The 21419-nt window shown below is 59.2% G+C and carries 20 protein-coding genes and 2 tRNA genes; 11 read left to right on the top strand and 11 right to left on the bottom strand.

Annotated features, from left to right (window positions below; all coding sequences use genetic code 11):
• Positions 1-3: 3 nt before the first annotated feature.
• Together dkgB and PMI23_RS06160 are read right to left on the bottom strand one after the other, a co-directional pair.
• On the bottom strand, positions 4-807 hold the full coding sequence (dkgB, locus tag PMI23_RS06165; protein WP_007913388.1) for a 2,5-didehydrogluconate reductase DkgB: 804 nt from the start codon (positions 805-807) through the stop codon (positions 4-6).
• Positions 808-969: 162 nt separating this feature from the next.
• Positions 970-1878, bottom strand: a complete 909-nt coding sequence (locus tag PMI23_RS06160; protein ID WP_007913389.1) for a LysR substrate-binding domain-containing protein — start codon at positions 1876-1878, stop codon at positions 970-972.
• Between the two features lie 104 nt (positions 1879-1982).
• Here PMI23_RS06160 and PMI23_RS06155 point away from each other — a divergent pair, with 104 nt between their 5' ends.
• From PMI23_RS06155 to PMI23_RS06140, 4 genes are all read left to right on the top strand, one after another.
• Complete coding sequence (locus PMI23_RS06155) at positions 1983-2849, top strand: pirin family protein (RefSeq protein ID WP_007913390.1); 867 nt, start codon at positions 1983-1985, stop codon at positions 2847-2849.
• A gap of 86 nt (positions 2850-2935) precedes the next feature.
• Positions 2936-3619, top strand: a complete 684-nt coding sequence (locus PMI23_RS06150; protein WP_007913391.1) for an isochorismatase family protein — start codon at positions 2936-2938, stop codon at positions 3617-3619.
• 56 nt (positions 3620-3675) lie between these two features.
• Positions 3676-4302 carry an isochorismate family cysteine hydrolase YcaC gene (gene ycaC, locus PMI23_RS06145; protein WP_007913392.1) on the top strand — a complete coding sequence of 209 codons (627 nt, stop codon included), beginning with the start codon at positions 3676-3678 and terminating at the stop codon, positions 4300-4302.
• A gap of 209 nt (positions 4303-4511) precedes the next feature.
• Positions 4512-5954 (top strand): mechanosensitive ion channel family protein, encoded by a 1443-nt coding sequence (locus tag PMI23_RS06140; RefSeq protein ID WP_007913393.1) that lies wholly within the window; start codon positions 4512-4514, stop codon positions 5952-5954.
• A 3-nt stretch (positions 5955-5957) separates the two neighbouring features.
• Here the strand turns inward: PMI23_RS06140 and PMI23_RS06135 are convergent, their stop codons facing one another.
• Positions 5958-6539 carry a GNAT family N-acetyltransferase gene (locus PMI23_RS06135; RefSeq protein WP_007913394.1) on the bottom strand — a complete coding sequence of 194 codons (582 nt, stop codon included), beginning with the start codon at positions 6537-6539 and terminating at the stop codon, positions 5958-5960.
• A 129-nt stretch (positions 6540-6668) separates the two neighbouring features.
• Here PMI23_RS06135 and xth point away from each other — a divergent pair, with 129 nt between their 5' ends.
• Together xth and PMI23_RS06125 are read left to right on the top strand one after the other, a co-directional pair.
• Positions 6669-7463: an exodeoxyribonuclease III gene (gene xth, locus PMI23_RS06130; protein WP_007913395.1), complete on the top strand. Its 795-nt coding sequence runs from the start codon at positions 6669-6671 to the stop codon at positions 7461-7463.
• 101 nt (positions 7464-7564) lie between these two features.
• On the top strand, positions 7565-8407 hold the full coding sequence (locus tag PMI23_RS06125; RefSeq protein ID WP_007913397.1) for an arylamine N-acetyltransferase family protein: 843 nt from the start codon (positions 7565-7567) through the stop codon (positions 8405-8407).
• On the opposite strand, the gene PMI23_RS06120 is transcribed toward PMI23_RS06125, so the two are convergent.
• From PMI23_RS06120 to PMI23_RS06110, 3 genes are read right to left on the bottom strand one after another with little or no spacing between them, the layout of a single operon-like run.
• Positions 8389-8820, bottom strand: a complete 432-nt coding sequence (locus PMI23_RS06120; protein WP_007913400.1) for a DUF4952 domain-containing protein — start codon at positions 8818-8820, stop codon at positions 8389-8391. The genes PMI23_RS06125 and PMI23_RS06120 overlap by 19 nt on opposite strands.
• Positions 8821-9570 carry a hypothetical protein gene (locus PMI23_RS06115; protein WP_007913401.1) on the bottom strand — a complete coding sequence of 250 codons (750 nt, stop codon included), beginning with the start codon at positions 9568-9570 and terminating at the stop codon, positions 8821-8823. It lies immediately after the preceding gene.
• 48 nt (positions 9571-9618) lie between these two features.
• On the bottom strand, positions 9619-10113 hold the full coding sequence (locus tag PMI23_RS06110; protein ID WP_007913402.1) for a PAAR domain-containing protein: 495 nt from the start codon (positions 10111-10113) through the stop codon (positions 9619-9621).
• Between the two features lie 210 nt (positions 10114-10323).
• Here PMI23_RS06110 and PMI23_RS06105 point away from each other — a divergent pair, with 210 nt between their 5' ends.
• Positions 10324-11847, top strand: a complete 1524-nt coding sequence (locus PMI23_RS06105; RefSeq protein WP_007913403.1) for a nucleobase:cation symporter-2 family protein — start codon at positions 10324-10326, stop codon at positions 11845-11847.
• Positions 11848-12076: 229 nt separating this feature from the next.
• On the opposite strand, the gene PMI23_RS06100 is transcribed toward PMI23_RS06105, so the two are convergent.
• Positions 12077-12152 (bottom strand) — tRNA-Asn (locus PMI23_RS06100).
• Between the two features lie 220 nt (positions 12153-12372).
• Here PMI23_RS06100 and PMI23_RS06095 point away from each other — a divergent pair.
• Positions 12373-12603, top strand: coding sequence for a hypothetical protein (locus PMI23_RS06095; RefSeq protein WP_007913405.1), 231 nt, complete (start codon positions 12373-12375; stop codon positions 12601-12603).
• Here PMI23_RS06095 and PMI23_RS06090 read toward each other — a convergent pair.
• Together PMI23_RS06090 and PMI23_RS06085 are read right to left on the bottom strand one after the other, a co-directional pair.
• Positions 12600-12800 carry a hypothetical protein gene (locus PMI23_RS06090; RefSeq protein ID WP_007913406.1) on the bottom strand — a complete coding sequence of 67 codons (201 nt, stop codon included), beginning with the start codon at positions 12798-12800 and terminating at the stop codon, positions 12600-12602. The two genes, PMI23_RS06095 and PMI23_RS06090, sit on opposite strands and share 4 nt — an antisense overlap.
• 225 nt (positions 12801-13025) lie before the next feature.
• Positions 13026-14222 (bottom strand): amino acid aminotransferase, encoded by a 1197-nt coding sequence (locus PMI23_RS06085; RefSeq protein ID WP_007913409.1) that lies wholly within the window; start codon positions 14220-14222, stop codon positions 13026-13028.
• 337 nt (positions 14223-14559) lie between these two features.
• Here PMI23_RS06085 and uvrB point away from each other — a divergent pair, with 337 nt between their 5' ends.
• The gene (gene uvrB, locus PMI23_RS06080; protein WP_007913411.1) at positions 14560-16575 is read left to right on the top strand and encodes an excinuclease ABC subunit UvrB; all 2016 of its coding nucleotides are present in this window, start codon (positions 14560-14562) and stop codon (positions 16573-16575) included.
• Between the two features lie 116 nt (positions 16576-16691).
• Here uvrB and PMI23_RS06075 read toward each other — a convergent pair whose 3' ends face one another.
• Both PMI23_RS06075 and PMI23_RS06070 read right to left on the bottom strand, forming a co-directional pair.
• On the bottom strand, positions 16692-18182 hold the full coding sequence (locus tag PMI23_RS06075) for an MDR family MFS transporter (RefSeq protein WP_176472276.1): 1491 nt from the start codon (positions 18180-18182) through the stop codon (positions 16692-16694).
• A 49-nt stretch (positions 18183-18231) separates the two neighbouring features.
• Positions 18232-19281, bottom strand: coding sequence for an HlyD family secretion protein (locus tag PMI23_RS06070; RefSeq protein WP_007913413.1), 1050 nt, complete (start codon positions 19279-19281; stop codon positions 18232-18234).
• A 228-nt stretch (positions 19282-19509) separates the two neighbouring features.
• On the opposite strand from PMI23_RS06070, the gene gltX reads away from it, so the two are divergent.
• Positions 19510-20991, top strand: coding sequence for a glutamate--tRNA ligase (gene gltX / locus PMI23_RS06065; RefSeq protein WP_007913414.1), 1482 nt, complete (start codon positions 19510-19512; stop codon positions 20989-20991).
• A 256-nt stretch (positions 20992-21247) separates the two neighbouring features.
• A tRNA-Ala gene (locus tag PMI23_RS06060) sits at positions 21248-21323 on the top strand.
• Positions 21324-21419: the final 96 nt, after the last annotated feature.

The following is a 21419-nucleotide window of genomic DNA, read 5'->3' as shown; positions in this document are numbered from 1 at the left end:
GGGTCAGTCCCAATCAGGCGCGATGCCTTTCGGGCTGGTCAGGCGATGGCCGCGATCGAGTGTGGCAATCAGCGCCATATCGGCGTCGCTTAGCGTCAGCGCGGTGGCAGCAAGATTGCTTTGCAGGTTGTCACGTTTGGTCGACGACGGGATCACCGCGTAGCCCGACTGCATCGCCCAGGCCAGGGTGACTTGTGCCGGCGTCGCCTGCAGGCGTTCGGCGATCTGCTGGAGCAACGAATCTTTCAACACTTCACCGTAGGCGAGGGTCATGTACGAGGTGATGTGGATGCCTTGGCTGCGGGCAAACTCGACTACCTTGCGGTTCTGCAGGTACGGATGCAGTTCGATCTGATTGGTTGCGATGTTGTCGGCACCGACGGCCGCGATGGCCTGTTTCATCAAGTCGATGGTGAAGTTGGACACACCGATCTGCCGGGTCAGGCCCAGGCGCTTGGCCTCCAGCAGCGCGCCCATGAATTCTTCGACCGGTACCTGGTTTTCCGGCGATGGCCAGTGAATCAACGTCAGGTCGAGGTAGTCGGTCTGCAATTTCTGCAGGCTCTCCTTGAGGCTGTCGATCAAACGATCCTTGGCGAAGTTGGCGACCCAGACCTTGCTGGTGAGGAACAGCTCGTCGCGTGGGATGCCGCTGGCCGCAATGGCCGCGCCGACATCGGCTTCGTTTTCGTAGATTTGCGCGGTGTCGATGACCCGGTAGCCGAGTTCAAGGGCGGTGCTCACCGAATCGATGACCACTTGGCCTTGCAGACGAAACGTACCAAGACCGAAAGCGGGTACAGACATGAAAGACTCCAGGGTTGCAGTGGGAATGGGCAGGAGTATCCGTGTCTGAATCGTTGAGAAAAACCGCTGGTGGGGCAAAGCACTGTTGATCAGAAGTCATGAATCTTTTCCAGGATTTGTGTTGTCCGGGCTGGCCTCTTCGCGAGCGGACGCACCACCGATTCAGGCAATGTCACTGTGGGCAAACTCCTCGCCGAGAAAATCAATCAACGTGCGCACCGACGGTAACAACCCGCGCCGCGACGGAAAGATCGCATGCACCACCCCGCACTTCGGCGCCCAACCCGGAATCAGCTCGACGACGCGTCCGGCGGCAATATCCTCACGCACCACCACACTCGGCAAGTGCGCCACGCCAACCCCGGCAATCACCGCCTGACGCAACGCGATCAAATCATCGGTGACCATCCGCGGCGTGTGGCGGATCAGCGCCGTGTGGTCATTCGGCCCCAGCAACTCCCATTGATATTCACGCTGCGCCGCGCCCCAATGCAGGCTCGGCAAACCATTGAGGTCAGCGGGCGAGGGCGGTGACGACAGGCGTTCGACAAACTGTGGGCTACCGACCACCGATTGCGTGCTGTTGCCCAGCACCTTCATGACCATGTCGGTGTTCTCCAGCGGCGGAAAGCGCACGCGCAAGGCAATGTCGAAGCCTTCGTGCAGCAGATCGACGCGGCGATTAGTGCTCTCGATGAACAACTCCACCAGCGGGTACTTGAGCATGTAACGCGTGAGCATCGGCCCGACCCACGAGTTAAGCAGCGCCGTCGGGCAACTCAGGCGCACCAGCCCCTGCGGTTCGGAGCGGTTACGTTCGATCAGCTCGGCGGCGCTTTCGGCTTCGACGCGCATGGCCAGGCAGCGCTGGTAATACGCCTGGCCGATTTCGGTCAGCGAGCAATGGCGGCTGGTGCGGTGCAGCAGGCGTACGCCGAGGCGCTCTTCCAGTTCGGAAATACGCCGGCTGAGTTTTGATTTGGGCATGTCCAGTGCGCGCCCGGCAGCGGCGAAACCGTGGTGTTCGACCACTTGGGTGAAGTAGTAGAGGGTATTGAGGTCTTCCACCATCGTTCTCCAGATAGAACGCTAAGGCTGATTTTTGCAGTCTAGTGCATTAATGGTCATGGATTTAAGCTTAATCCATCGCATCACTCACCCCATTGGAGACAACCATGAAAAACATCATCGGTATCTATACCAGCCCGCGCGGCCATTGGGTCGGCGATGGTTTCCCGGTTCGCACGCTGTTTTCCTACGACAACCTGGGCAAACACATCAGCCCGTTCCTGCTGCTCGATCACGCTGGCCCTGCCGATTTCACCCCGACCTCCGAACGGCGTGGCGTTGGTCAGCATCCGCACCGTGGTTTCGAAACCGTGACTATCGTTTATGAAGGCGAAGTGCAGCACCGCGACTCGACCGGTAGTGGCGGTGTGATCGGCCCGGGCGATGTGCAATGGATGACCGCGGCTTCCGGGATCCTCCACGAGGAGTTCCATTCGGAAAACTTCGCCAAAACCGGCGGCAAACTGGAAATGGTCCAGTTGTGGGTCAACCTGCCGGCCAAGGACAAAATGGCCGCGCCGGGCTACCAGACCATTCTCGACAGCGACATTCCGAGCATCGCGCTCAAGGACAATGCCGGCCGCTTGCGGCTGATCGCCGGTGAGTTCGAGGGCCACAAAGGCCCGTCGCGCACCTTCACACCGATCGACGTGTGGGACTTGCGCCTCAACGCCGGCAAGTTGCTGACGCTGGATCTGCATGAAGGCCGCAACACCGCTCTGGTGGTGCTCAAAGGCTCGGTGCAGGTCAACGGTGTGGAATCGGTGCGCGAAGGGCAGTTGGCGCTGTTCGAGCGTGACGGCCATCAGATGACGCTCGAAGCCAGCCAGGACGCGATGGTGTTGCTGCTCAGCGGCGAGCCGATCGACGAACCGATCGTCGGCCACGGCCCGTTCGTGATGAACACCGAGCAGGAAATCCATCAGGCGTTCGCCGACTTCCAGTCCGGCCGCTTCGGCCAGATGCACGCTTAACGCACCACCACTCCGCTCTACACAGGATGCGTAGGCCGGTTCGCAGGCCAGGGATGGCTGTCGCCTATAGAAAAGAGGACACGCACATGAACACTGTCAATGCAGCGAACTTCGACGGCCACAAACCGACCATCGATGCCAGCGACGCAGCGATGTTGCTGATCGACCACCAGAGCGGTCTGTTCCAGATCGTCAAGGACATCGACGTGCCGCAATTGCGCGCCAATGCCGTTGCGCTGGCCAAAGCCGCGACCCTGTTGAGGATGCCGGTAATCACCACCGCCTCCGTGCCGCAAGGACCGAACGGGCCGTTGATCCCGGAGATTCACGAAGCGGCGCCGCATGCGCAATACGTGGCGCGCAAAGGCGAAATCAATGCCTGGGACAATCCGGAATTTCACGCAGCGGTCAAAGCCACCGGCAAGAAGACGTTGGTGATCGCCGGAACCCTGACCAGCGTGTGCCTGGCGTTCCCGTCCATCGCCGCCGTGCACGAAGGCTACAGGGTGTTTGCCGTGGTCGACGCGTCCGGCAATCACTCAAAACTCGCCACTGATCTGACCGTTGCCCGTTTGGCCCAGGCCGGGGTGGTGCCGATCGACATCATGGCTACGCTTTCCGAGCTGCAAGGCTCGTGGAACCGTCCCGATGCCGAACAGTGGGCGGCGGTCTACGCCCAGGCCATGCCGCATTATCAATTGCTGATCGAGAGCTACCTCAAGGCTCAGCAAGTCGCGAACGAACACGAAGTGCTGGATTCCCAGCGCTGATCGAGTCCCCTGAGGCCGACCCCCGTCGGCCTCTACCACCCGCGAGGATTACTGCTATGACCACTCAATACAAACGTCTGGACAAGAACAACGCCGCAGTGCTGCTGGTCGACCACCAGGCCGGGCTGCTGTCGCTGGTACGCGATATTGATCCGGACAAGTTCAAGAACAACGTGCTGGCACTGGCCGATCTGGCCAAGTACTTCAAGCTGCCGACGATCCTCACCACCAGTTTTGAAACCGGCCCCAATGGCCCGCTGGTGCCGGAGCTGAAAGCGCTGTTCCCGGACGCGCCGTACATCGCCCGTCCAGGCCAGATCAACGCCTGGGACAACGAGGATTTCGTCAAGGCGATCAAGGCGACCGGCAAGAAGCAGTTGATCATCGCCGGTGTGGTGACGGAAGTGTGCGTGGCATTCCCGGCGCTGTCGGCACTGGAAGAAGGCTTTGATGTGTTCGTGGTCACCGATGCTTCGGGTACGTTCAACGAACTGACCCGCGATTCGGCATGGAATCGTATGTCCAGCGCTGGCGCGCAATTGATGACCTGGTTCGGGCTGGCCTGCGAACTGCACCGCGACTGGCGCAACGATATTGAAGGGCTGGGCACGCTGTTCTCCAACCACATCCCGGACTACCGCAACCTGTTCACCAGCTACAACAGCCTGAGCAACGATAAATAACCCGCCACCCCGTAAACCTGTGTAGGAGCTGCCACAGGCTGCGATCTTTTGATGTTGTTTTTTCAAGATCAAAAGATCGCAGCCTGCGGCAGCTCCTACATGGGTTTTGTGGTGTTTTTGCGGGCGTGTTCATGCTGTGAAATCAATTGCTCCTACACTGTCCCAATCTGTGCGATCTTCTCGCGATTGGCCTTCGTCGGAGTTGTTTGATGCTGTCTCTGCTCACCGAACATCCGTTATTTTGCGCGTTGATCCTGATCCTTCTCGATCTCGGTCTGTGGCGCTTGATCAGCTCCCATGGCAGCGAGTGGAAACTGCTGGTGCGGGTGCTGATTTTCGCCTTGTTCAGCGTGTTGCTGTTCAACGAAGGCCTCAACCCGATGGAGCCCGCACCGTGGGCCGACAACGTGCCGCTGCACCTGGCAGCGACCGGGTTGCAGATTGGCTGGTGGCTGTTCGGTGCGCGCACCCTGACGGTGTTGATCGGCGCGGTGATGATGCAACGGGTCGGGCACACCGGGCGGCTGTTGCAGGATTTGCTCGGCGCGGTGATTTTCCTCATCGCGATCATTGCCGCGCTGGCGTACGTGCTGGATCTGCCAGTCAAAGGCGTGCTGGCCACCTCCGGAGCGTTGGCGATCATCGTCGGTCTGGCCTTGCAGAGCACGCTCAGCGATGTGTTCTCCGGGATCGTCCTCAACACCACCAAGCCCTATCAACTGGATGACTGGATTTCCATCGACGGCACCGAAGGCCGGGTCACCGACATCGACTGGCGCGCCACACGCCTGCAAACCAGCCAGGGCAGCATGGCGGTGATTCCCAACTCACTGGCGGCCAAAGCCAAGATCATCAACTTCAGTCGGCCGAGCAATATGTTCGGTGTCGCGGTCAGCGTGCAGGTCAGCCCGCACGCGCGGCCCAATTCAGTGATCGATGCGCTGGAGCGGGCGATGCAGGGCTGTCGTCAGTTGCTCGATACTCCCGCGCCCAGTGTGGCGCTGAAAAGCTCCGGCAGTAGCGGTGCGGAATACGAGATCAGCGGTTTCGTCGCCTCGATGGGCGAGAAGCGTGTGGTGCGTAATCAGCTGTTCGATCTGGCCTATCGGCACTTGCAGGCGTCCGGGGTGAGTTTGCTATCGAGCAATGAAAACGGTGCGCCGGCCAACCTTTCGCGGCCACGGGCATTGCTCGACAGCTCGCCGATTTTCTCGACGTTACGCCAGGAAGAGAAAGAAACCTTCAGCCAGAACATGACCCTGCAAACCTTCCGTGCCGGCGAGGCGATTCTTGAGGCGGGGGAGGTCAGCGATCACTTGTTCATTATCGAGTCGGGTGTGGTCACGGTGACCTTGACCCGCCATGGCACGCCGTTCGAGTCCGGGCGCATGGGCCCCGGCGAAGTGATCGGCGAGGCCGGCATACTTTCCGATTCTTCTGTGCCGGCCAAGTTTGCCGCGAAAACCTTCTGCGCCCTGTACCGCATCGAGAAGACTTACCTGAAGCCGTGTCTGGACGCTCGCCACGATATCAGCGATGCCATGAAAACCTTGCTCGATTACCGCCTGCACAAGGCGCAATCGCTGACCGAGGAAGCGCCGGTGGTGGTGGCGAAAAAAGGCTTTCTACAATGGTTGCGCAATCGCACCTGAGCATTACCGGTTGCCGGCGAGTTTCTGTTCCAGGTGCAAGCGTACCTGCGGCCACTCGTCGTCGATGATGCTGAAACGTACCGAGTTGCGCTTGCGTCCGTCCGGCATGATCCGCTCGTGGCGGACGATGCCTTCCTGTTGCGCGCCAAGGCGCAGGATCGCGTTACGTGACTTCTGGTTGTTCTCGTCGGTGGTGAACTGCACGCGCACGCAATCGAGCACGTCGAAGGCGTGGCGCAGCATCAGGTATTTGGCTTCGGTGTTGACGAAGGATTTTTGCCAGCTCGCGGAAATCCAGCTGCTACCGATTTCCAGCTTGCGATTGAGCGGGTCGATCTTCCAGAAACGTGTAGAGCCGATCACTTCGCCGCTCTCTTTGAGCACAATGACAAACGGCAGCACCGAGCCGGCGTCACGGCCATCGAGGGCTTTTTTCAGGTAGCTGTCGACGGTGCTCGCCGACGGCACGACCGTGACGGTGAGGTTCCACAATTCGCCGTCAGCGGCAGCGTGGAGCAGGGCAGCGGCATCTGAATACTGGAGCGGGCGCAAAAGGATGCGCTGACCTTGCAGCGTGGTTTGCATGGGATTCAGGTCTCGGCGGAGCGGGCGAATGGCGAGCGCCTATTACGCCGCAGCGGATGGATCCGATGCAACCGGCGCGATGTTCACGAGGTCAGAATTTTCACAGCCCATGGGCAGGAGCCTCAGCCGATGAAAAACCTGCGGATCGCCACCTACAACGTCAACGGCCTGCGCGCACGTTTGCCGAATCTGCTGGATTGGCTCAAGCGCGAGCAACCGGACATCGCCTGCCTGCAAGAACTCAAGTCTGTCGACACGGCATTCCCCGCCGCAGAGCTGGAGGCCGCCGGCTACGGCGCGATATGGCAGGGCCAGGCTTCGTGGAACGGCGTGGCGATTCTCGCCCGCGACGCGCAACCGCTGGAAAGTCGTCGCGGTTTGCCCGGCGATCCGGATGACAAGCACAGCCGTTATCTGGAAGCGGCGGTGCACGGCGTGCTGGTCGGCTGCCTGTACCTGCCCAATGGCAACCCGCAACCGGGACCGAAATTCGATTACAAACTGGCCTGGTTCGAACGGCTCATCGCGTATGCGAAGGATTTGCAAAGCAGCGATCACCCGGTGGTACTGGCCGGTGACTACAACGTCGTACCCACCGACATGGACATCTACAACACCCGTTCCTGGCTCAAGGATGCGCTGCTGCAACCTGAGAGTCGCGAGTGTTATCAGCGCTTGCTCGATCAGGGCTGGACCGATTCGCTGCGGCATCTGTATCCCGAGGATCGGCTCTACACCTTCTGGGACTACTTCCGCCAACACTGGCAAACCAACTCCGGTCTGCGCATCGATCATCTGCTGCTCAACCCGGCGCTGAGTCCTTATCTGCATGAAGCCGGCGTAGACGCATGGGTGCGCAACGAACCGCACGCCAGTGACCATGCGCCGACGTGGATCCGTATCGGTTCACGCAAGAAACGCTAGCAGGCGATTGGCGAAATCAATTGTCGAAAACAGTGCCGGATCCCGTATACATGGCGACCATCAACGCAGTGACCTGCGGCCCCATGCATAAGGATCGAGCAATGAGTGAGCCACGCCTGACGAATCGGAAGCTGTACCTGCAACGTCTGGGTTTTGAAAAGCCACCGGAACCGACACTTGCGACCCTGCGTCTGCTGCAATTGCGTCATACCGGCGTGTTTCCGTTCGAGAACCTGGCGACGATCAGCGGGGCGCCGGTGTTGATCGACCTGCCGTCCATTGAAGAAAAAGTCTTGCTCGGTGGGCGCGGTGGTTACTGCTATGAACTGAATAACCTGTTCTTTGCCCTGTTGCTGGAACTGGGGTTCGAAGCTCGGGCCATCAGCGGGCGCGTGGTAATGAATCAGCCCGAAGGCAGTTGGACAGCGCGTACACACCGTTTGAGTCTGGTGACCATCGACGATGTGCGCTACATCACCGATGTCGGTTTCGGTGGCATGGTGCCGACCGCGCCGCTGCTTCTCGATACCGAGACTGAGCAAGCGACCCCTCACGAACCTTATCGCATTGAAAAACAGGCCGACGGCTACATGCTGCGTGCCAAGGTGGCGGGTGAGTGGCGATCGATGTACCTGTTCGATCTGCAACGCCAGGAAGACATCGATTACACCATCGGCAACTGGTACGTCTCGACACACCCCGAGTCACCGTTTTCCCAACGTCTGATGGTCGCGCGTACCGGCGATGGCTGGCGCAAGACGCTGAACAACGGCAGTTTCGCCATTCATCGCATGGGCGCCGAGAGCGAGCGGCGTGAGGTCGCGGACGTCGAGGATCTACTCGATCTGATTGAGGTTGAGTTCGGGATACGGGTCGCGAGTCCACAGTTGTTGAAGCCGGTGCTCGGACGCCTTATCCAGCCTGGTCAGGGATCCTCAGCGTAAGCATCGACCTGGATCGTGAAGCGATTGATCTTGGCCCACGACTCCCGTTGCCTGACCTCTGTTTCCTCTGAGCCAATGCTGATGAGGTAGTTGATGCCTGTTGCTGGATCTCTGAAACCATTTTGGGTCGAGTCCCAGACACAACAGGCGCGCGTGATCGGCAAAATCCCGAAGTGCTGTTCAAGGTACTGTTCGGCTTTCGAAGCATTGGCCCCGGATACTTCATAGCTGGCTGAAAATGGCTGGCCCATGCGGTCAAGCGCCTGTTTGCAGCCTTTGAATTCAACAAACGATGGCTTGTCTGCGAGCTTCGAAAGAAAGTCATCACAGCCAAAGTCGGCACTGGCACTGGCACTGCTGGCAATGACCAGCAGCAGCGCGGGTATCCATCGGATAAGTAGCAACCGTTTCAATTATTTCTCCACCAGCAATTCACCGACATATTTCCCGCCTTCACCTTTGACTCGCCGGCAGATCAGGTAGTCGTAGATGTCGTTCCATTTTATCAACTCATAAAAGGTGACACAGCCGTCGGACAAATGACCGACATGGATGTAACGGCTGCTGTTGCCTTCTGTACCTTGCAGTTCGATTGGAAACCAGACGTCGGTGCAATGCAGATTACCTTGTACCTTGTAGCCATCCGTGGAGATATTTCCGTGGGAGCGGTCAGGCGCCATGATCCGATGGCGTCCGGGTGGGATCGGGGTAAATTCGCCGCCCCACTGGCTGTTCAGCGTCACCTTCGCCGTTTTGCCATTGAAGCTGACCTGTGCCCATTGCTGCAGCAGTTTGCCTTTGAACTCCGAGACCGCATGGGCCGGTGCGCCGGTGTACTTGACCTTGACGGTGGCAGGCGCCGTTGGCGGGGTGTCCATCAGGTACTTCAAGGCATTTTCGGTTTTCAGGCTGGCCGTCTGCCCGACGAACTCCGAATTGCCGTCGGCGATCCGGAAGTAGGTTCGACCACCGGACTCCTTGGTGAAGGTCACTTTGGTGTATTCGCAGAGGGCGACGAGCGTGCCTTTAGGTTCGAGTTTTACACTCAGCCAGCCGTTTTCGTCAGCCCGTTTGGTGTATTTGGTGACAACGACTGCGGGATGCGTACTGCCACTCTGCCGGTTCGAGGGAGCCCGGTTATTGTTGAGTATTGCCTGCGCCATGCTGGTTACAACTCCCTTCAGGTGAATTCAGCCACTGGTTTTTCCTGCTCAGGCCAGGTCGTCAGGCTCCAGATGCAGCAGTTCGCTCGCTCGGGTCGAGACTCTCTGGGTCAGTCCGCGCTCATTGGTGATGCCGCAGATTACCTTGCCGGACGCGGTGGTGATTTTGTAAGCGAAGTCCGGGACAGGCTCGCCGTCGGCGTCCAGCAACGTGAACTGTTCGTCGAAACCGAGGTTGATCGGCTGAACGGGGCTGATCGCAGCGCCACCGCCGCTCTGGCCAATGATGACGGTTCCGGAACCGCCGACGATAACGTCGCCATGGCTACCAAGACTGCCTTGGGTGGCGGCGTTTTTACCGTTGATGAAGACGGTTGCGGAAATGTTGCCGCTGATGGAACTGCCGCAAGAGGCTGTGTCGCCGAGGCGCGCGGCTGGCAAACCATCGAAGAATACGTCGGGAGAGCCGGCAACTATTTTCTGCGCCGCATGGGCAGGGCAGGTTGTGGCGTCTGTGGCGCGTGCAGCGGGTTTTCCACTCATGGTGACTTCCTTTTCTTGCCGGGCGGGGGGCATCCGTTGATCCGTACGGCATGGCTTTTGATCGCGCCACGTGATGAGGGGGTACTCAAGTCATCAGGCCGTTTGAGTGACGAGTAACCCTCCCCGGATATTTTGTATACAAAAGCATGGACACTTGTCGCGAGTTTTGAATACAGTGTGCGCATAACAAAAACCAGGGAACCCCCCACCATGAAAACGCCCCATGTTTCACACCAACGGCCCGAGGACGAAAATCTCGGGGTCGGCGCGAATATGGCTTACGGCCTGCAACATGTTCTGACCATGTACGGCGGTATCGTTGCGGTGCCACTGATCATCGGCCAGGCGGCCGGCCTGTCGCCGGCGGACATCGGTTTGCTGATTGCTGCTTCATTGTTTGCGGGGGGCCTGGCGACGCTGCTGCAAACCCTGGGTCTGCCGTTTTTTGGCTGTCAGTTGCCGCTGGTGCAGGGTGTGTCGTTCTCCGGCGTGGCGACCATGGTCGCAATCGTCAGCAGTGGCGGGGAGGGCGGCTTCCAGTCGGTGCTCGGCGCGGTGATAGCGGCGTCCTTGATCGGGTTACTGATCACGCCGGTGTTCTCGCGAATCACCAAGTTCTTTCCGCCCTTGGTCACCGGTATCGTGATCACCACCATCGGCCTGACGCTGATGCCGGTGGCCGCACGCTGGGCGATGGGCGGCAACAGTCACGCGCCGGATTTCGGCAGCATGCAGAACATCGGTCTGGCGGCGGTGACGCTGGTATTGGTGCTGTTGCTGAGCAAAGTCGGCAGCTCGACCATCTCGCGTCTGTCGATCCTGTTGGCCATGGTGATCGGCACGGTGCTGGCGGTGTTCCTCGGCATGGCGGATTTCTCCAGCGTCACCACCGGGCCGATGTTCGGCTTCCCGACGCCGTTCCACTTCGGCATGCCGACCTTCCACTTCGCCGCGATCCTGTCGATGTGCATCGTGGTCATGGTGACGCTGGTAGAAACGTCGGCAGACATTCTGGCGGTCGGTGAAATCATCGGCACCAAAGTCGATTCCAAACGTCTGGGCAATGGCCTGCGGGCGGACATGCTGTCGAGTATGTTTGCGCCGATTTTCGGTTCGTTCACCCAGAGCGCCTTCGCCCAGAACGTCGGGCTGGTGGCGGTGACCGGGATCAAGAGCCGCTATGTAGTGGCGACTGGCGGCATCTTTCTGGTGATTCTTGGCCTGCTGCCGTTCATGGGGCGAGTAATCGCAGCCGTGCCGACTTCAGTACTGGGCGGCGCCGGTATCGTGCTGTTCGGTACGGTGGCGGCGAGTGGTATCCGCACGCTGTCCAAGGTGGATTACCGCAACAACGTCAACCTGATCATCGTCGCCACCTCGATCGGTTTCGGCATGATCCCGATTGCTGCGCCGAACTTCTACGATCACTTCCCAAGCTGGTTCGCGACCATTTTCCATTCGGGCATCAGCTCGTCGGCGATCATGGCGATCCTGCTCAACCTGGCGTTCAACCACTTCACCGCCGGTAACTCGGATCAGCAGTCGGTGTTTGCGGCGGCGGAAGAGCGGACCCTGCGCTATCGCGATCTGGCGGCGCTGCGTGAAGGCGATTACTTCAGCGACGGTAAGCTGCATGACTGCGATGGCAAGGAAGTGCCGGTGATCGAGCCTGATGATCACGATCATGGGCACGGTGCGCCGAAGGTGCAGGTGAAAAGCAGCGAGCATGTCTGACCGCTGTAGCTGAATAGAAAAGGGTCGATCTGTTAACCGCAGATCGGCCCTTTTTCATTTCAAGATCAAAAGATCGCAGCCTTCGGCAGCTCCTACACAGATCTCATACTCCGCCGATTCTGCGGATGAACGCTGAATCTGTAGGAGCTGCCGAAGGCTGCGATCTTCTGATCTTTTCGAGCGCCCACAAAAAAGCCCCTGAATCTTTCGATTCAGGGGCTTTGCTATTTGGCTCCACAACCTGGACTCGAACCAGGGACCCAATGATTAACAGTCATTTGCTCTACCAACTGAGCTATTGCGGAATTGGTGCGTATGTTACTGATTCAAAAAGAGAAGTCAAGCATGGGCTGAAAAATTAAATGAATTCTCGGGACGGACGATGACTTGTCAGCGATTGGCGGTTACCAGAACCGCAGCAGAGGTCTACCATGGCTGCCCGGAAGTGGTCACACGCGCTGCCGGCCATTTGCCGAAAAAGGTCCGCGTCATGAACCGTTTGTCCTGTAACAGCGAGGTGTTCGCATGAGCATCGCGCAAATCAGCCTGCCCAAAGGCGTCGGTCCCCACGCCGAAAAACTCTTTGATGCAATCACCCAGGCCAGCACCGCTGAGGAATTGAACCGCGCCGGTGGCAAGGCCGAAGGCTTCGTCCTGGGCCTTGAAAGCACCAAGGCGATCAAAAGCCAGATCGCCGAATCGCTGTACGTCGTTTATGACGATGCCGCGAGTCAGCGTGCGAGCGAACTGGCTTAACTGCCGAAGGTGATGGTGCCCATCATCAGTTTGGCGTAAGCCGCGGTGGCCGCCAGTTGCACCAGCCACAGCGCCAGACCACCGAGAAACACCCCGGACGCTACTTGCAGCACCAGGCTTTTTTCGCGTTTGGCTGAGGCGCGGGGGATGAAGTCATCCAGATCGTCACGGTCGGCGCGCAGGTTGTCGTTTTTCATTTGGCTTCTCACAAAATACTCGGATAAACACAAAACCCTGTAGGAGTGAGCCTGCTCGCGATAGCGGTGTGTCAGACAGTGATGCTTCGGCTGAAAAAACGCTATCGCGAGCAGGCTCACTCCTACAATGGGATTTGTGTGCAGTTTAGAGGGTATGGGGATTGTTTCGTGGCAATAAAAAAACGGGAAGCCCCAAGGCTTCCCGTTTTTCATCACGCAGCGAAATCAGATGACCTGAACAATCGCATCCGTTACTGCCTTGATGTTGCTCTGGTTCAGCGCTGCCACACAGATACGACCGGTATCCAGGGCGTAGATGCCGAACTCGTTGCGCAGGCGATGCACTTGCTCAGTGGTCAGGCCGGAGTAGGAGAACATGCCGCGCTGACGACCGACGAAGCTGAAGTCGCGGCCCGGCGCTTTCTCGGCCAGCAGGGCAACCATCTGCTCGCGCATGCCACGAATGCGCAGACGCATTTCAGCCAGCTCGGCTTCCCACTGTGCGCGCAGTTCCGGGCTGTTCAGCACGGCCGCTACGATGCTTGCGCCGTGGGTCGGCGGGTTGGAGTAGTTGGTGCGGATCACGCGTTTGACTTGCGACAGCACGCGCGCGCTTTCTTCTTTCGATTCGCTGATGATCGACAGGGCGCCAACGCGCTCGCCGTACAGCGAGAACGACTTGGAGAACGAGCTCGAAACGAAGAAGGTCAGGCCGGATTCAGCGAACAGGCGCACGGCAGCGGCGTCTTCGTCGATACCGTCGCCAAAGCCCTGGTAGGCCATGTCGAGGAACGGTACGTGACCTTTGGCTTTAACCACGTCCAGCACGTTGTTCCAGTCCGCCGGGGTCAGGTCGACGCCGGTCGGGTTGTGGCAGCAGGCGTGGAGGATAACGATCGAGCCGTTCGGCAGGGCGTTGAGGTCTTCGAGCATGCCGGCACGGTTTACGTCGTGGGTGGCAGCGTCGTAGTAACGGTAGTTTTGCACCGGGAAACCGGCGGTTTCGAACAGGGCGCGGTGGTTTTCCCAGCTCGGGTCGCTGATCGCCACGACAGCGTTCGGCAGCAGTTGCTTGAGGAAGTCGGCACCGATTTTCAGTGCGCCGGTCCCGCCGACGGCCTGAGTGGTGATGACACGACCGGCGCTGATCAGCGGCGAGTCATTGCCGAACAGCAGCTTTTGCACGGCCTGGTCGTAGGCGGCGATGCCATCGATCGGCAGGTAACCGCGCGAAGCGTGTTGAGCGACGCGAATCGTCTCGGCTTCGATCACGGCGCGCAGAAGTGGAATTCGCCCCTCTTCGTTGCAGTAAACACCCACGCCCAGGTTGACCTTGGTGGTCCGGGTATCGGCGTTGAATGCTTCGTTGAGGCCCAGGATTGGATCGCGGGGTGCCATTTCGACAGCGGAGAACAGGCTCATTATTGCGGCGGCTCTGAATGGAGAATGGAGGGACGTGTCGCGCTCCAGCCGGATGCACTAGAGCGGTGCACAAACGGGGAGCTAGTATAGAGGCCATTACGGAACAATGGCGACAGGCGATTCGGCTTTTCAGGCAAGTTTTTCCGATTATTTCTTGACCGTTAGTCGACTGCGCGTGTCAGAGTCTTTACCGGATGTAGGACGTTTGCCTTGAAAGGTGAGGCAATCGCCACCACATTGAGCACAATCCAGGTTTTTTCTTGCGCGACACCGGTCGTTTACGGTCGTCCCCGTGGTGCTCCGCTTTGTTCGGAATGCCGCGATCCCAGAGGTGTATATGTCCGAATTCCAGCTCGTCACCCGCTTCGAGCCCGCCGGCGATCAACCGGAAGCCATTCGCCAATTGGTCGAGGGTATCGAAGCCGGGCTGGCGCACCAGACGCTGCTCGGTGTGACCGGCTCGGGCAAGACCTTCAGTATCGCCAATGTCATCTCGCAGATTCAGCGCCCGACGCTGGTGCTGGCGCCGAACAAGACCCTCGCCGCGCAGTTGTACGGCGAGTTCAAGGCGTTTTTCCCGAATAACGCCGTTGAATACTTCGTTTCCTACTACGACTACTATCAGCCCGAAGCCTATGTGCCGTCGTCCGACACCTTCATCGAGAAGGACGCGTCGATCAACGACCACATCGAGCAGATGCGTCTGTCCGCGACCAAAGCGCTGCTCGAGCGCAAGGACGCGATCATCGTCACCACGGTGTCGTGTATCTACGGTCTGGGCAGCCCGGAAACCTATTTGAAGATGGTGCTGCATGTCGATCGCGGCGACAAACTCGATCAGCGTGCGCTGCTACGGCGTCTGGCCGACCTGCAATACACCCGCAATGACATGGATTTTGCCCGCGCGACCTTCCGGGTACGCGGCGATGTGATCGATATCTACCCGGCGGAATCCGATCTGGAAGCGATCCGTATCGAGCTGTTCGATGACGAAGTCGAAAGCATTTCCGCGTTCGACCCGCTGACCGGCGAAGTCATCCGCAAGATGCCGCGTTTCACCTTCTACCCAAAGAGCCACTATGTGACGCCTCGGGAAACCCTGCTCGACGCCATCGAACACATCAAGGTCGAACTGCAGGAACGCCTCGAATACCTGCGCAGCAACAACAAACTGGTCGAAGCCCAGCGGCTGGAGCAGCGCACCCGTTTTGATCTGGAAATGATCCTCGAACTGGGTTATTGCAACGGTATCGAAAACTACTCGCGCTATCTGTCCGGGCGTCCGGCCGGCGCTGCGCCGCCGACGCTCTACGATTACCTGCCGGCCGATGCCTTGCTGGTGATCGACGAATCCCACGTCAGCGTGCCGCAGGTCGGCGCGATGTATAAGGGCGACCGTTCGCGCAAGGAAACCCTCGTCGAATACGGCTTCCGTCTGCCGTCGGCACTGGATAACCGGCCGATGCGTTTTGACGAGTGGGAAGGGGTCAGCCCACAGACCATTTTTGTCTCGGCGACCCCGGGCAATTACGAAGCCGAGCACGCCGGGCGCGTGGTCGAGCAAGTGGTACGGCCGACCGGTCTGGTCGACCCGCAGGTTGAGGTGCGCCCGGCGCTGACTCAGGTCGACGATCTGCTCTCGGAAATCAGCAAACGCGTGGCGGTCGAAGAGCGGGTGCTGGTCACCACGCTGACCAAGCGCATGGCCGAAGACCTTACCGATTACCTTGCCGACCACGGTGTACGCGTGCGTTATCTGCACTCGGACATCGACACGGTTGAGCGAGTCGAGATCATCCGCGATCTGCGCCTTGGCACTTTTGATGTGCTGGTCGGGATCAACTTGCTGCGTGAAGGTCTGGACATGCCGGAAGTGTCGCTGGTGGCGATTCTTGATGCGGACAAGGAAGGTTTCCTGCGCTCCGAGCGTTCGCTGATTCAGACCATTGGCCGCGCGGCGCGTAACCTCAATGGTCGGGCGATTCTCTATGCCGATCGCATGACCGGTTCGATGGAGCGCGCGATCGGCGAGACCGAGCGGCGTCGCGACAAGCAGATCGCCTTCAACCTGGAAAACGGCATCACCCCGCGCGGTGTGATCAAGGACGTCGCCGACATCATGGAAGGCGCCACCGTGCCGGGCTCGCGCAGCAAGAAGCGCAAAGGCATGGCCAAGGCCGCCGAAGAGAACGCCAAGTACGAAGCCGAATTGCGCTCGCCGAGCGAGATCACCAAACGCATTCGTGCGCTGGAAGAGAAGATGTATCAGCTGGCGCGGGATCTGGAGTTTGAAGCGGCGGCGCAGATGCGTGATGAGATTGCCAAACTGCGCGAGCGGCTTTTGGCTGTGTAAGGAGGATCGTTCCCACGCTCTGCGTGGGAATGCAGCCCCGGACGCTCCGCGTCCGCTGTGACGCAGAGCGTCACCGGAGTCATTCCCACGCGGAGCATGGGAACGATCAGTTGCAGTTAGTGGGACTCCCCAGCCTTCAATCCTTGCGGCAATTTCTTGGTCAACAAAATCGCCAGCATACTGATCCCCAGCGCAATCCCGACAAAGTGAAACGCATCGTTGTAAGCCATGATCGCCGCCTGTTGATGGACGATTTCACTCAGTTTGCCCAGCGCCGCCGTGTCACTGCCAAACCGATCCGTCATCGATGCCAGCCGCTCAGCCACCTGCGGATTGGTCGGCACCACCGCCTCACGCAAATAATCGAAGTAAGTCTTGGTGCGCGCATCCAGCAGCGTCGCCAGCAAAGCAATGCCGATCGCACCGCCGAGGTTACGCAGAATATTGAACAGACTCGACGCCGACCCCGCGTCCTGCGGCAGGATGTACGCCGTGGCAATCAGCGAAATCGTCACCATGATCAACGGCTGCCCCAACGCCCTAATGATCTGAATCTGATTGAACTGCGGCCCGGCAAAGTCCGGGTTGAGCACCCCCGAAGAAAAACTCGCCAGCCCGAACAGCCCAAAGCCGATCGTGCACAGCCATTTCGGCGAAACAAACTTCATCAGTTTCGGCACCAGCGGAATCAGGAACAGCTGCGGCACGCCCATCCACATGATCACTTCGCCGATCTGCAGGGCGTTGTAGTTCTGGATCTGCGCCAGATACAGCGGCAACAGATAGATCGAACCGTACAACCCGACACCCATGCCCAGGCTGGAAATACTCGACAAGCCAAAGTTGCGATTGCGCAGAATGCCAAGGTTGATCAGCGGATTCGGTTTGGAAATCTGCACGATCACAAAGGTAATCAGGCTGAGCAGGGCGATGCTGCCCAGGGTCACGATCAGGCTCGATTCGAGCCAGTCCTTGCGATGGCCTTCTTCAAGAAAGACTTGCAGGCAACCGAGGCCGACTCCCAGCGTGAGGATGCCGGTGTAGTCGGTGCTTTTCAGCAGTTCCCAGTGCGCTTCTTTCTTCTCTAGTCCGTACATCAGTCCGGCGATCATGATCAGGCCCGGCGGGATGTTGATATAGAAAATGTACTCCCAGCCCCAGTTTTCCGTGAGCCAGCCGCCCAGCGTCGGACCGATTGATGGCGCGAACGTGGCGGTCATGGCGAACATCGCCATGCCTTTGGCGCGGTGGTGTTCGGGGAGTTTGATCAGGGTCAGGGTGAACGCCAGCGGGATCAGCGCGCCACCGGTGAAACCCTGCATGGCGCGAAAGACGATCATGCTCTCCAGGCTCCACGCCATCGAGCACAGCAACGACGAAGCCAGAAAACCCAGCGACACCCACACCGCCAGCCGCCGCGCCGACAACAACTGCACCAGCCAGGCGGTCAGCGGGATCATGATGATTTCCGCGACCAGATACGAGGTGGAAATCCACGAGCCTTCTTCCAGTGTCGCCGACAAGGCGCCCTGAATATCCTTCAAAGAAGAGTTGGTGATCTGGATGTCGAGCACGGCCATAAAGGCGCCGAGCATCACGCTCATCACCGCAATCCAATCGCGCCGGGTCGGTTCGCCGACCGGGCGGATCAGCGAATCACCGGCCATTGTCCGGGGCGTCTTTGATGTTCACGGTGGCGGTGGCGGACATGCCCGGACGGATCTTGCCGTGCAGCGGGTTGTCGGCCTTGAACGTCAACTTCACCGGAATCCGCTGCACGACTTTGGTGAAGTTGCCGGTGGCGTTGTCCGGTGGCAGCAGGCTGAACTGCGCGCCGGAAGCGGCGAACAGACTGTCGACCCGCGCTTCGATGGGGGTGTCGCCGTAGGCGTCGAAGGTCAGCTCGGCTTTCTGGCCGGGTTGCATATGGCCGATCTGGGTTTCCTTGAAGTTGGCCTGCACCCAGATATCTTCGTCCGGGACGATCGACAGCAGATAGGCACCGGCCTGCACCACTTGGCCGTTGCGCGCGGCGCGCTGGCCGACGAGACCGCTGATCGGTGCGTGGATTTCACTGCGGGTCAGGTTGAGTTCGGCTTGCGCGAGATCGGCGCGGGCGTTGGCGATCTGTGCGTCGAGGCGTTTGATTTCCGCATTCAAGGCGTTGACCTGCTGGCGCTGGCCTTGTGCGTCGGCTTGCGCCTTGGCCACTTGCGAGCGGGCAATGTGGGCGTCGGCGGAGAGGGTGGTCACGCGTTCTTCGGAAACGTAACCGGGTTTGCGCAGGGTTTCGGCGCGCGACAAATCCATCTGCGAGCGGCCAAGTGTCGCTTGGGTGGTCGCCACTTGCGCATCGCTGGCGGCGATCAGGCTCGATTGCTGGGTCAGTTTGCTTTGCGCTTGCAGGCGCTCGGCTTCGCGGGTGGCGAGGGCGGCATTGGCGCGATCGATGGCCAGGCGGAAATCATTCGGTTCCAGGCGCACCAGTAGCTGGCCTTTTTCCACGTGCTGATTGTCCTGCACCAGCACTTCATCGATGCGCGCGCTCAATTGGCTCGACACACGGGTGATTTCGCCCTGGACATAGGCGTTGTCGGTGCTTTCATAAAAGCGTCCCTTGAAAAACCAGTGGGCGAAGAAGCCCCCGGCAATCAACAGGACCAGCAGCAGGAAAATCAACAGGCGACGCTTGAGTTGGGCAGGCATGGGCAAACTGTAGTCGAGGAATTGTAAGGAAAGTTATCAGCAGGCGAATCTGGCATACAGCCGATAAACGGTAAATGCCATCCGCTGATATTTGCCCATTCACCACGGCTTACCGGCGTTACAGACGCAAACTTGGCTTAAATGCCCTGCCTGCTGGAGCGGGGCGGGTGTCGCCTGTTACCATTCGCCGCTTGATTGTTTTGCTTTTCATTCTTTTCGAGACATGCCATGACCACCGTCCGCACTCGCATCGCGCCATCGCCTACCGGGGATCCCCACGTAGGTACCGCTTACATCGCATTGTTCAACTACTGCTTTGCCAAGCAGCATGGCGGTGAGTTCATCCTGCGCATCGAAGACACCGACCAGTTGCGTTCGACCCGCGAGTCCGAACAGCAGATCTTCGACGCCCTGCGCTGGCTGGGCATCGACTGGAGCGAAGGCCCGGACGTTGGCGGGCCGCACGGCCCGTACCGGCAGAGCGAGCGTGGCGACATCTATCAGAAGTACTGCCAGCAACTGGTCGACATGGGCCATGCGTTCCCGTGCTTCTGCACCGCTGAAGAGCTGGATCAGATGCGCGCCGAGCAAATGGCGCGCGGCGAAACGCCACGCTACGACGGCCGCGCGCTGCTGCTGTCGAAAGAAGAAGTCGCCGCTCGTCTGGCGGCTGGCGAACCCCACGTAATCCGCATGAAAGTGCCGAGCGAAGGCGTTTGCGTGGTGCCGGACATGCTCCGTGGTGATGTCGAGATCCCGTGGGATCGCATGGACATGCAAGTGCTGATGAAGACCGACGGCCTGCCAACGTACTTCCTCGCCAACGTCGTCGACGATCACCTGATGGGCATCACCCACGTCCTGCGCGGCGAAGAATGGCTGCCATCGGCACCGAAACTGATTCTGCTGTACGAATACTTCGGCTGGGAGCAACCAGAGCTGTGCTACATGCCGCTGCTGCGTAACCCGGACAAGAGCAAACTGTCCAAGCGCAAGAACCCGACCTCGGTGACGTTCTACGAGCGCATGGGCTTCATGCCGGAAGCGATGCTCAACTACCTCGGTCGCATGGGCTGGTCGATGCCGGACGAGCGCGAGAAGTTCTCGCTGCAGGAAATGGTCGACAATTTCGACCTCAAGCGTGTCTCCCTCGGCGGGCCGATCTTCGACATCGAGAAGTTGTCGTGGCTCAACGGCCAATGGCTGCGCGATCTGCCGGTGGAAGAGTTCGCCGCGCGCGTGCAGAAGTGGGCGTTCAATTCCGAATACATGATGAAGATCGCGCCGCACGTTCAGGGTCGCGTCGAAACCTTCAGCCAGGTTGCACCGCTGGGCGGGTTCTTCTTCGCTGGTGGCGTTAACCCGGATGCCAAGCTGTTCGAATCGAAGAAGCTTTCGGGTGATCAGGTTCGCCAGTTGATGCAGTTGATCCTGTGGAAGCTGGAAAGCCTGCGTCAGTGGGAGAAGGACAACATCACCGCGACGATTCAGGCAGTGGTCGAATCGCTGGAGTTGAAGCTGCGCGATGCGATGCCGCTGATGTTCGCGGCGATCACCGGGCAGGCGAGTTCGGTGTCGGTACTCGATGCGATGGAAATCCTTGGCCCGGACCTGACCCGTTATCGTCTGCGTCAGGCGATCGACCTGCTGGGCGGCGTGTCGAAGAAAGAAAACAAAGAGTGGGAAAAACTGCTGGGCGCTATCGCCTGATAACTTAACCCCCCTGTAGGAGCTGCCGAAGGCTGCGATCTTTTGATCTTGATCTTTAAACGGCAACGTCAAAAGATCGCAGCCTGCGGCAGCTCCTACAGGGGCATGCTTTATCCCAAGTCCCGGATTTACGGGGGAGGGCGGTAAGTGATTGTTATGCCGACGAAAAACTTTGAAAAATTTCAAAAATAAGTTTGACAGGCTTTCGATACGCCCTTAAGATTCGCCCCGTCCTCAGCGATGACATCAACGATGAGGGGCTATAGCTCAGCTGGGAGAGCGCTTGCATGGCATGCAAGAGGTCAGCGGTTCGATCCCGCTTAGCTCCACCAATTTACAATTCAAGGTCTGGCCACACCGGCCTTGAAGCGATCAACACTCAGCGTTGATCAGTTGTATAGAAGGGTTTGCGTCCCCTTCGTCTAGTG

The sequence above is a fragment of the Pseudomonas sp. GM24 genome (assembly GCF_000282235.1).
Taxonomy (GTDB): Bacteria; Pseudomonadota; Gammaproteobacteria; order Pseudomonadales; family Pseudomonadaceae; genus Aquipseudomonas.
This window is presented reverse-complemented; position numbering and strand designations above follow the sequence as displayed.

Bases quoted from the DNA above. Each gene is read 5' to 3' on its own strand.
- PMI23_RS06090 (WP_007913406.1), bottom strand. From the start codon at position 12,800: ATGAAAAACGACAACCTGCGCGCCGACCGTGACGATCTGGATGACTTC.
- PMI23_RS06135 (WP_007913394.1), bottom strand. From the start codon at position 6,539: ATGCAAACCACGCTGCAAGGTCAGCGCATCCTTTTGCGCCCGCTCCAG.
- PMI23_RS06160 (WP_007913389.1), bottom strand. From the start codon at position 1,878: ATGGTGGAAGACCTCAATACCCTCTACTACTTCACCCAAGTGGTCGAA.
- dkgB (WP_007913388.1), bottom strand. From the start codon at position 807: ATGTCTGTACCCGCTTTCGGTCTTGGTACGTTTCGTCTGCAAGGCCAA.
- PMI23_RS06140 (WP_007913393.1), top strand. From the start codon at position 4,512: ATGCTGTCTCTGCTCACCGAACATCCGTTATTTTGCGCGTTGATCCTG.
- PMI23_RS06150 (WP_007913391.1), top strand. From the start codon at position 2,936: ATGAACACTGTCAATGCAGCGAACTTCGACGGCCACAAACCGACCATC.
- PMI23_RS06110 (WP_007913402.1), bottom strand. From the start codon at position 10,113: ATGAGTGGAAAACCCGCTGCACGCGCCACAGACGCCACAACCTGCCCT.
- PMI23_RS06105 (WP_007913403.1), top strand. From the start codon at position 10,324: ATGAAAACGCCCCATGTTTCACACCAACGGCCCGAGGACGAAAATCTC.
- PMI23_RS06115 (WP_007913401.1), bottom strand. From the start codon at position 9,570: ATGGCGCAGGCAATACTCAACAATAACCGGGCTCCCTCGAACCGGCAG.
- PMI23_RS06085 (WP_007913409.1), bottom strand. From the start codon at position 14,222: ATGAGCCTGTTCTCCGCTGTCGAAATGGCACCCCGCGATCCAATCCTG.
- gltX (WP_007913414.1), top strand. From the start codon at position 19,510: ATGACCACCGTCCGCACTCGCATCGCGCCATCGCCTACCGGGGATCCC.
- PMI23_RS06125 (WP_007913397.1), top strand. From the start codon at position 7,565: ATGAGTGAGCCACGCCTGACGAATCGGAAGCTGTACCTGCAACGTCTG.
- PMI23_RS06095 (WP_007913405.1), top strand. From the start codon at position 12,373: ATGAGCATCGCGCAAATCAGCCTGCCCAAAGGCGTCGGTCCCCACGCC.
- PMI23_RS06070 (WP_007913413.1), bottom strand. From the start codon at position 19,281: ATGCCTGCCCAACTCAAGCGTCGCCTGTTGATTTTCCTGCTGCTGGTC.
- PMI23_RS06155 (WP_007913390.1), top strand. From the start codon at position 1,983: ATGAAAAACATCATCGGTATCTATACCAGCCCGCGCGGCCATTGGGTC.
- uvrB (WP_007913411.1), top strand. From the start codon at position 14,560: ATGTCCGAATTCCAGCTCGTCACCCGCTTCGAGCCCGCCGGCGATCAA.
- xth (WP_007913395.1), top strand. From the start codon at position 6,669: ATGAAAAACCTGCGGATCGCCACCTACAACGTCAACGGCCTGCGCGCA.
- ycaC (WP_007913392.1), top strand. From the start codon at position 3,676: ATGACCACTCAATACAAACGTCTGGACAAGAACAACGCCGCAGTGCTG.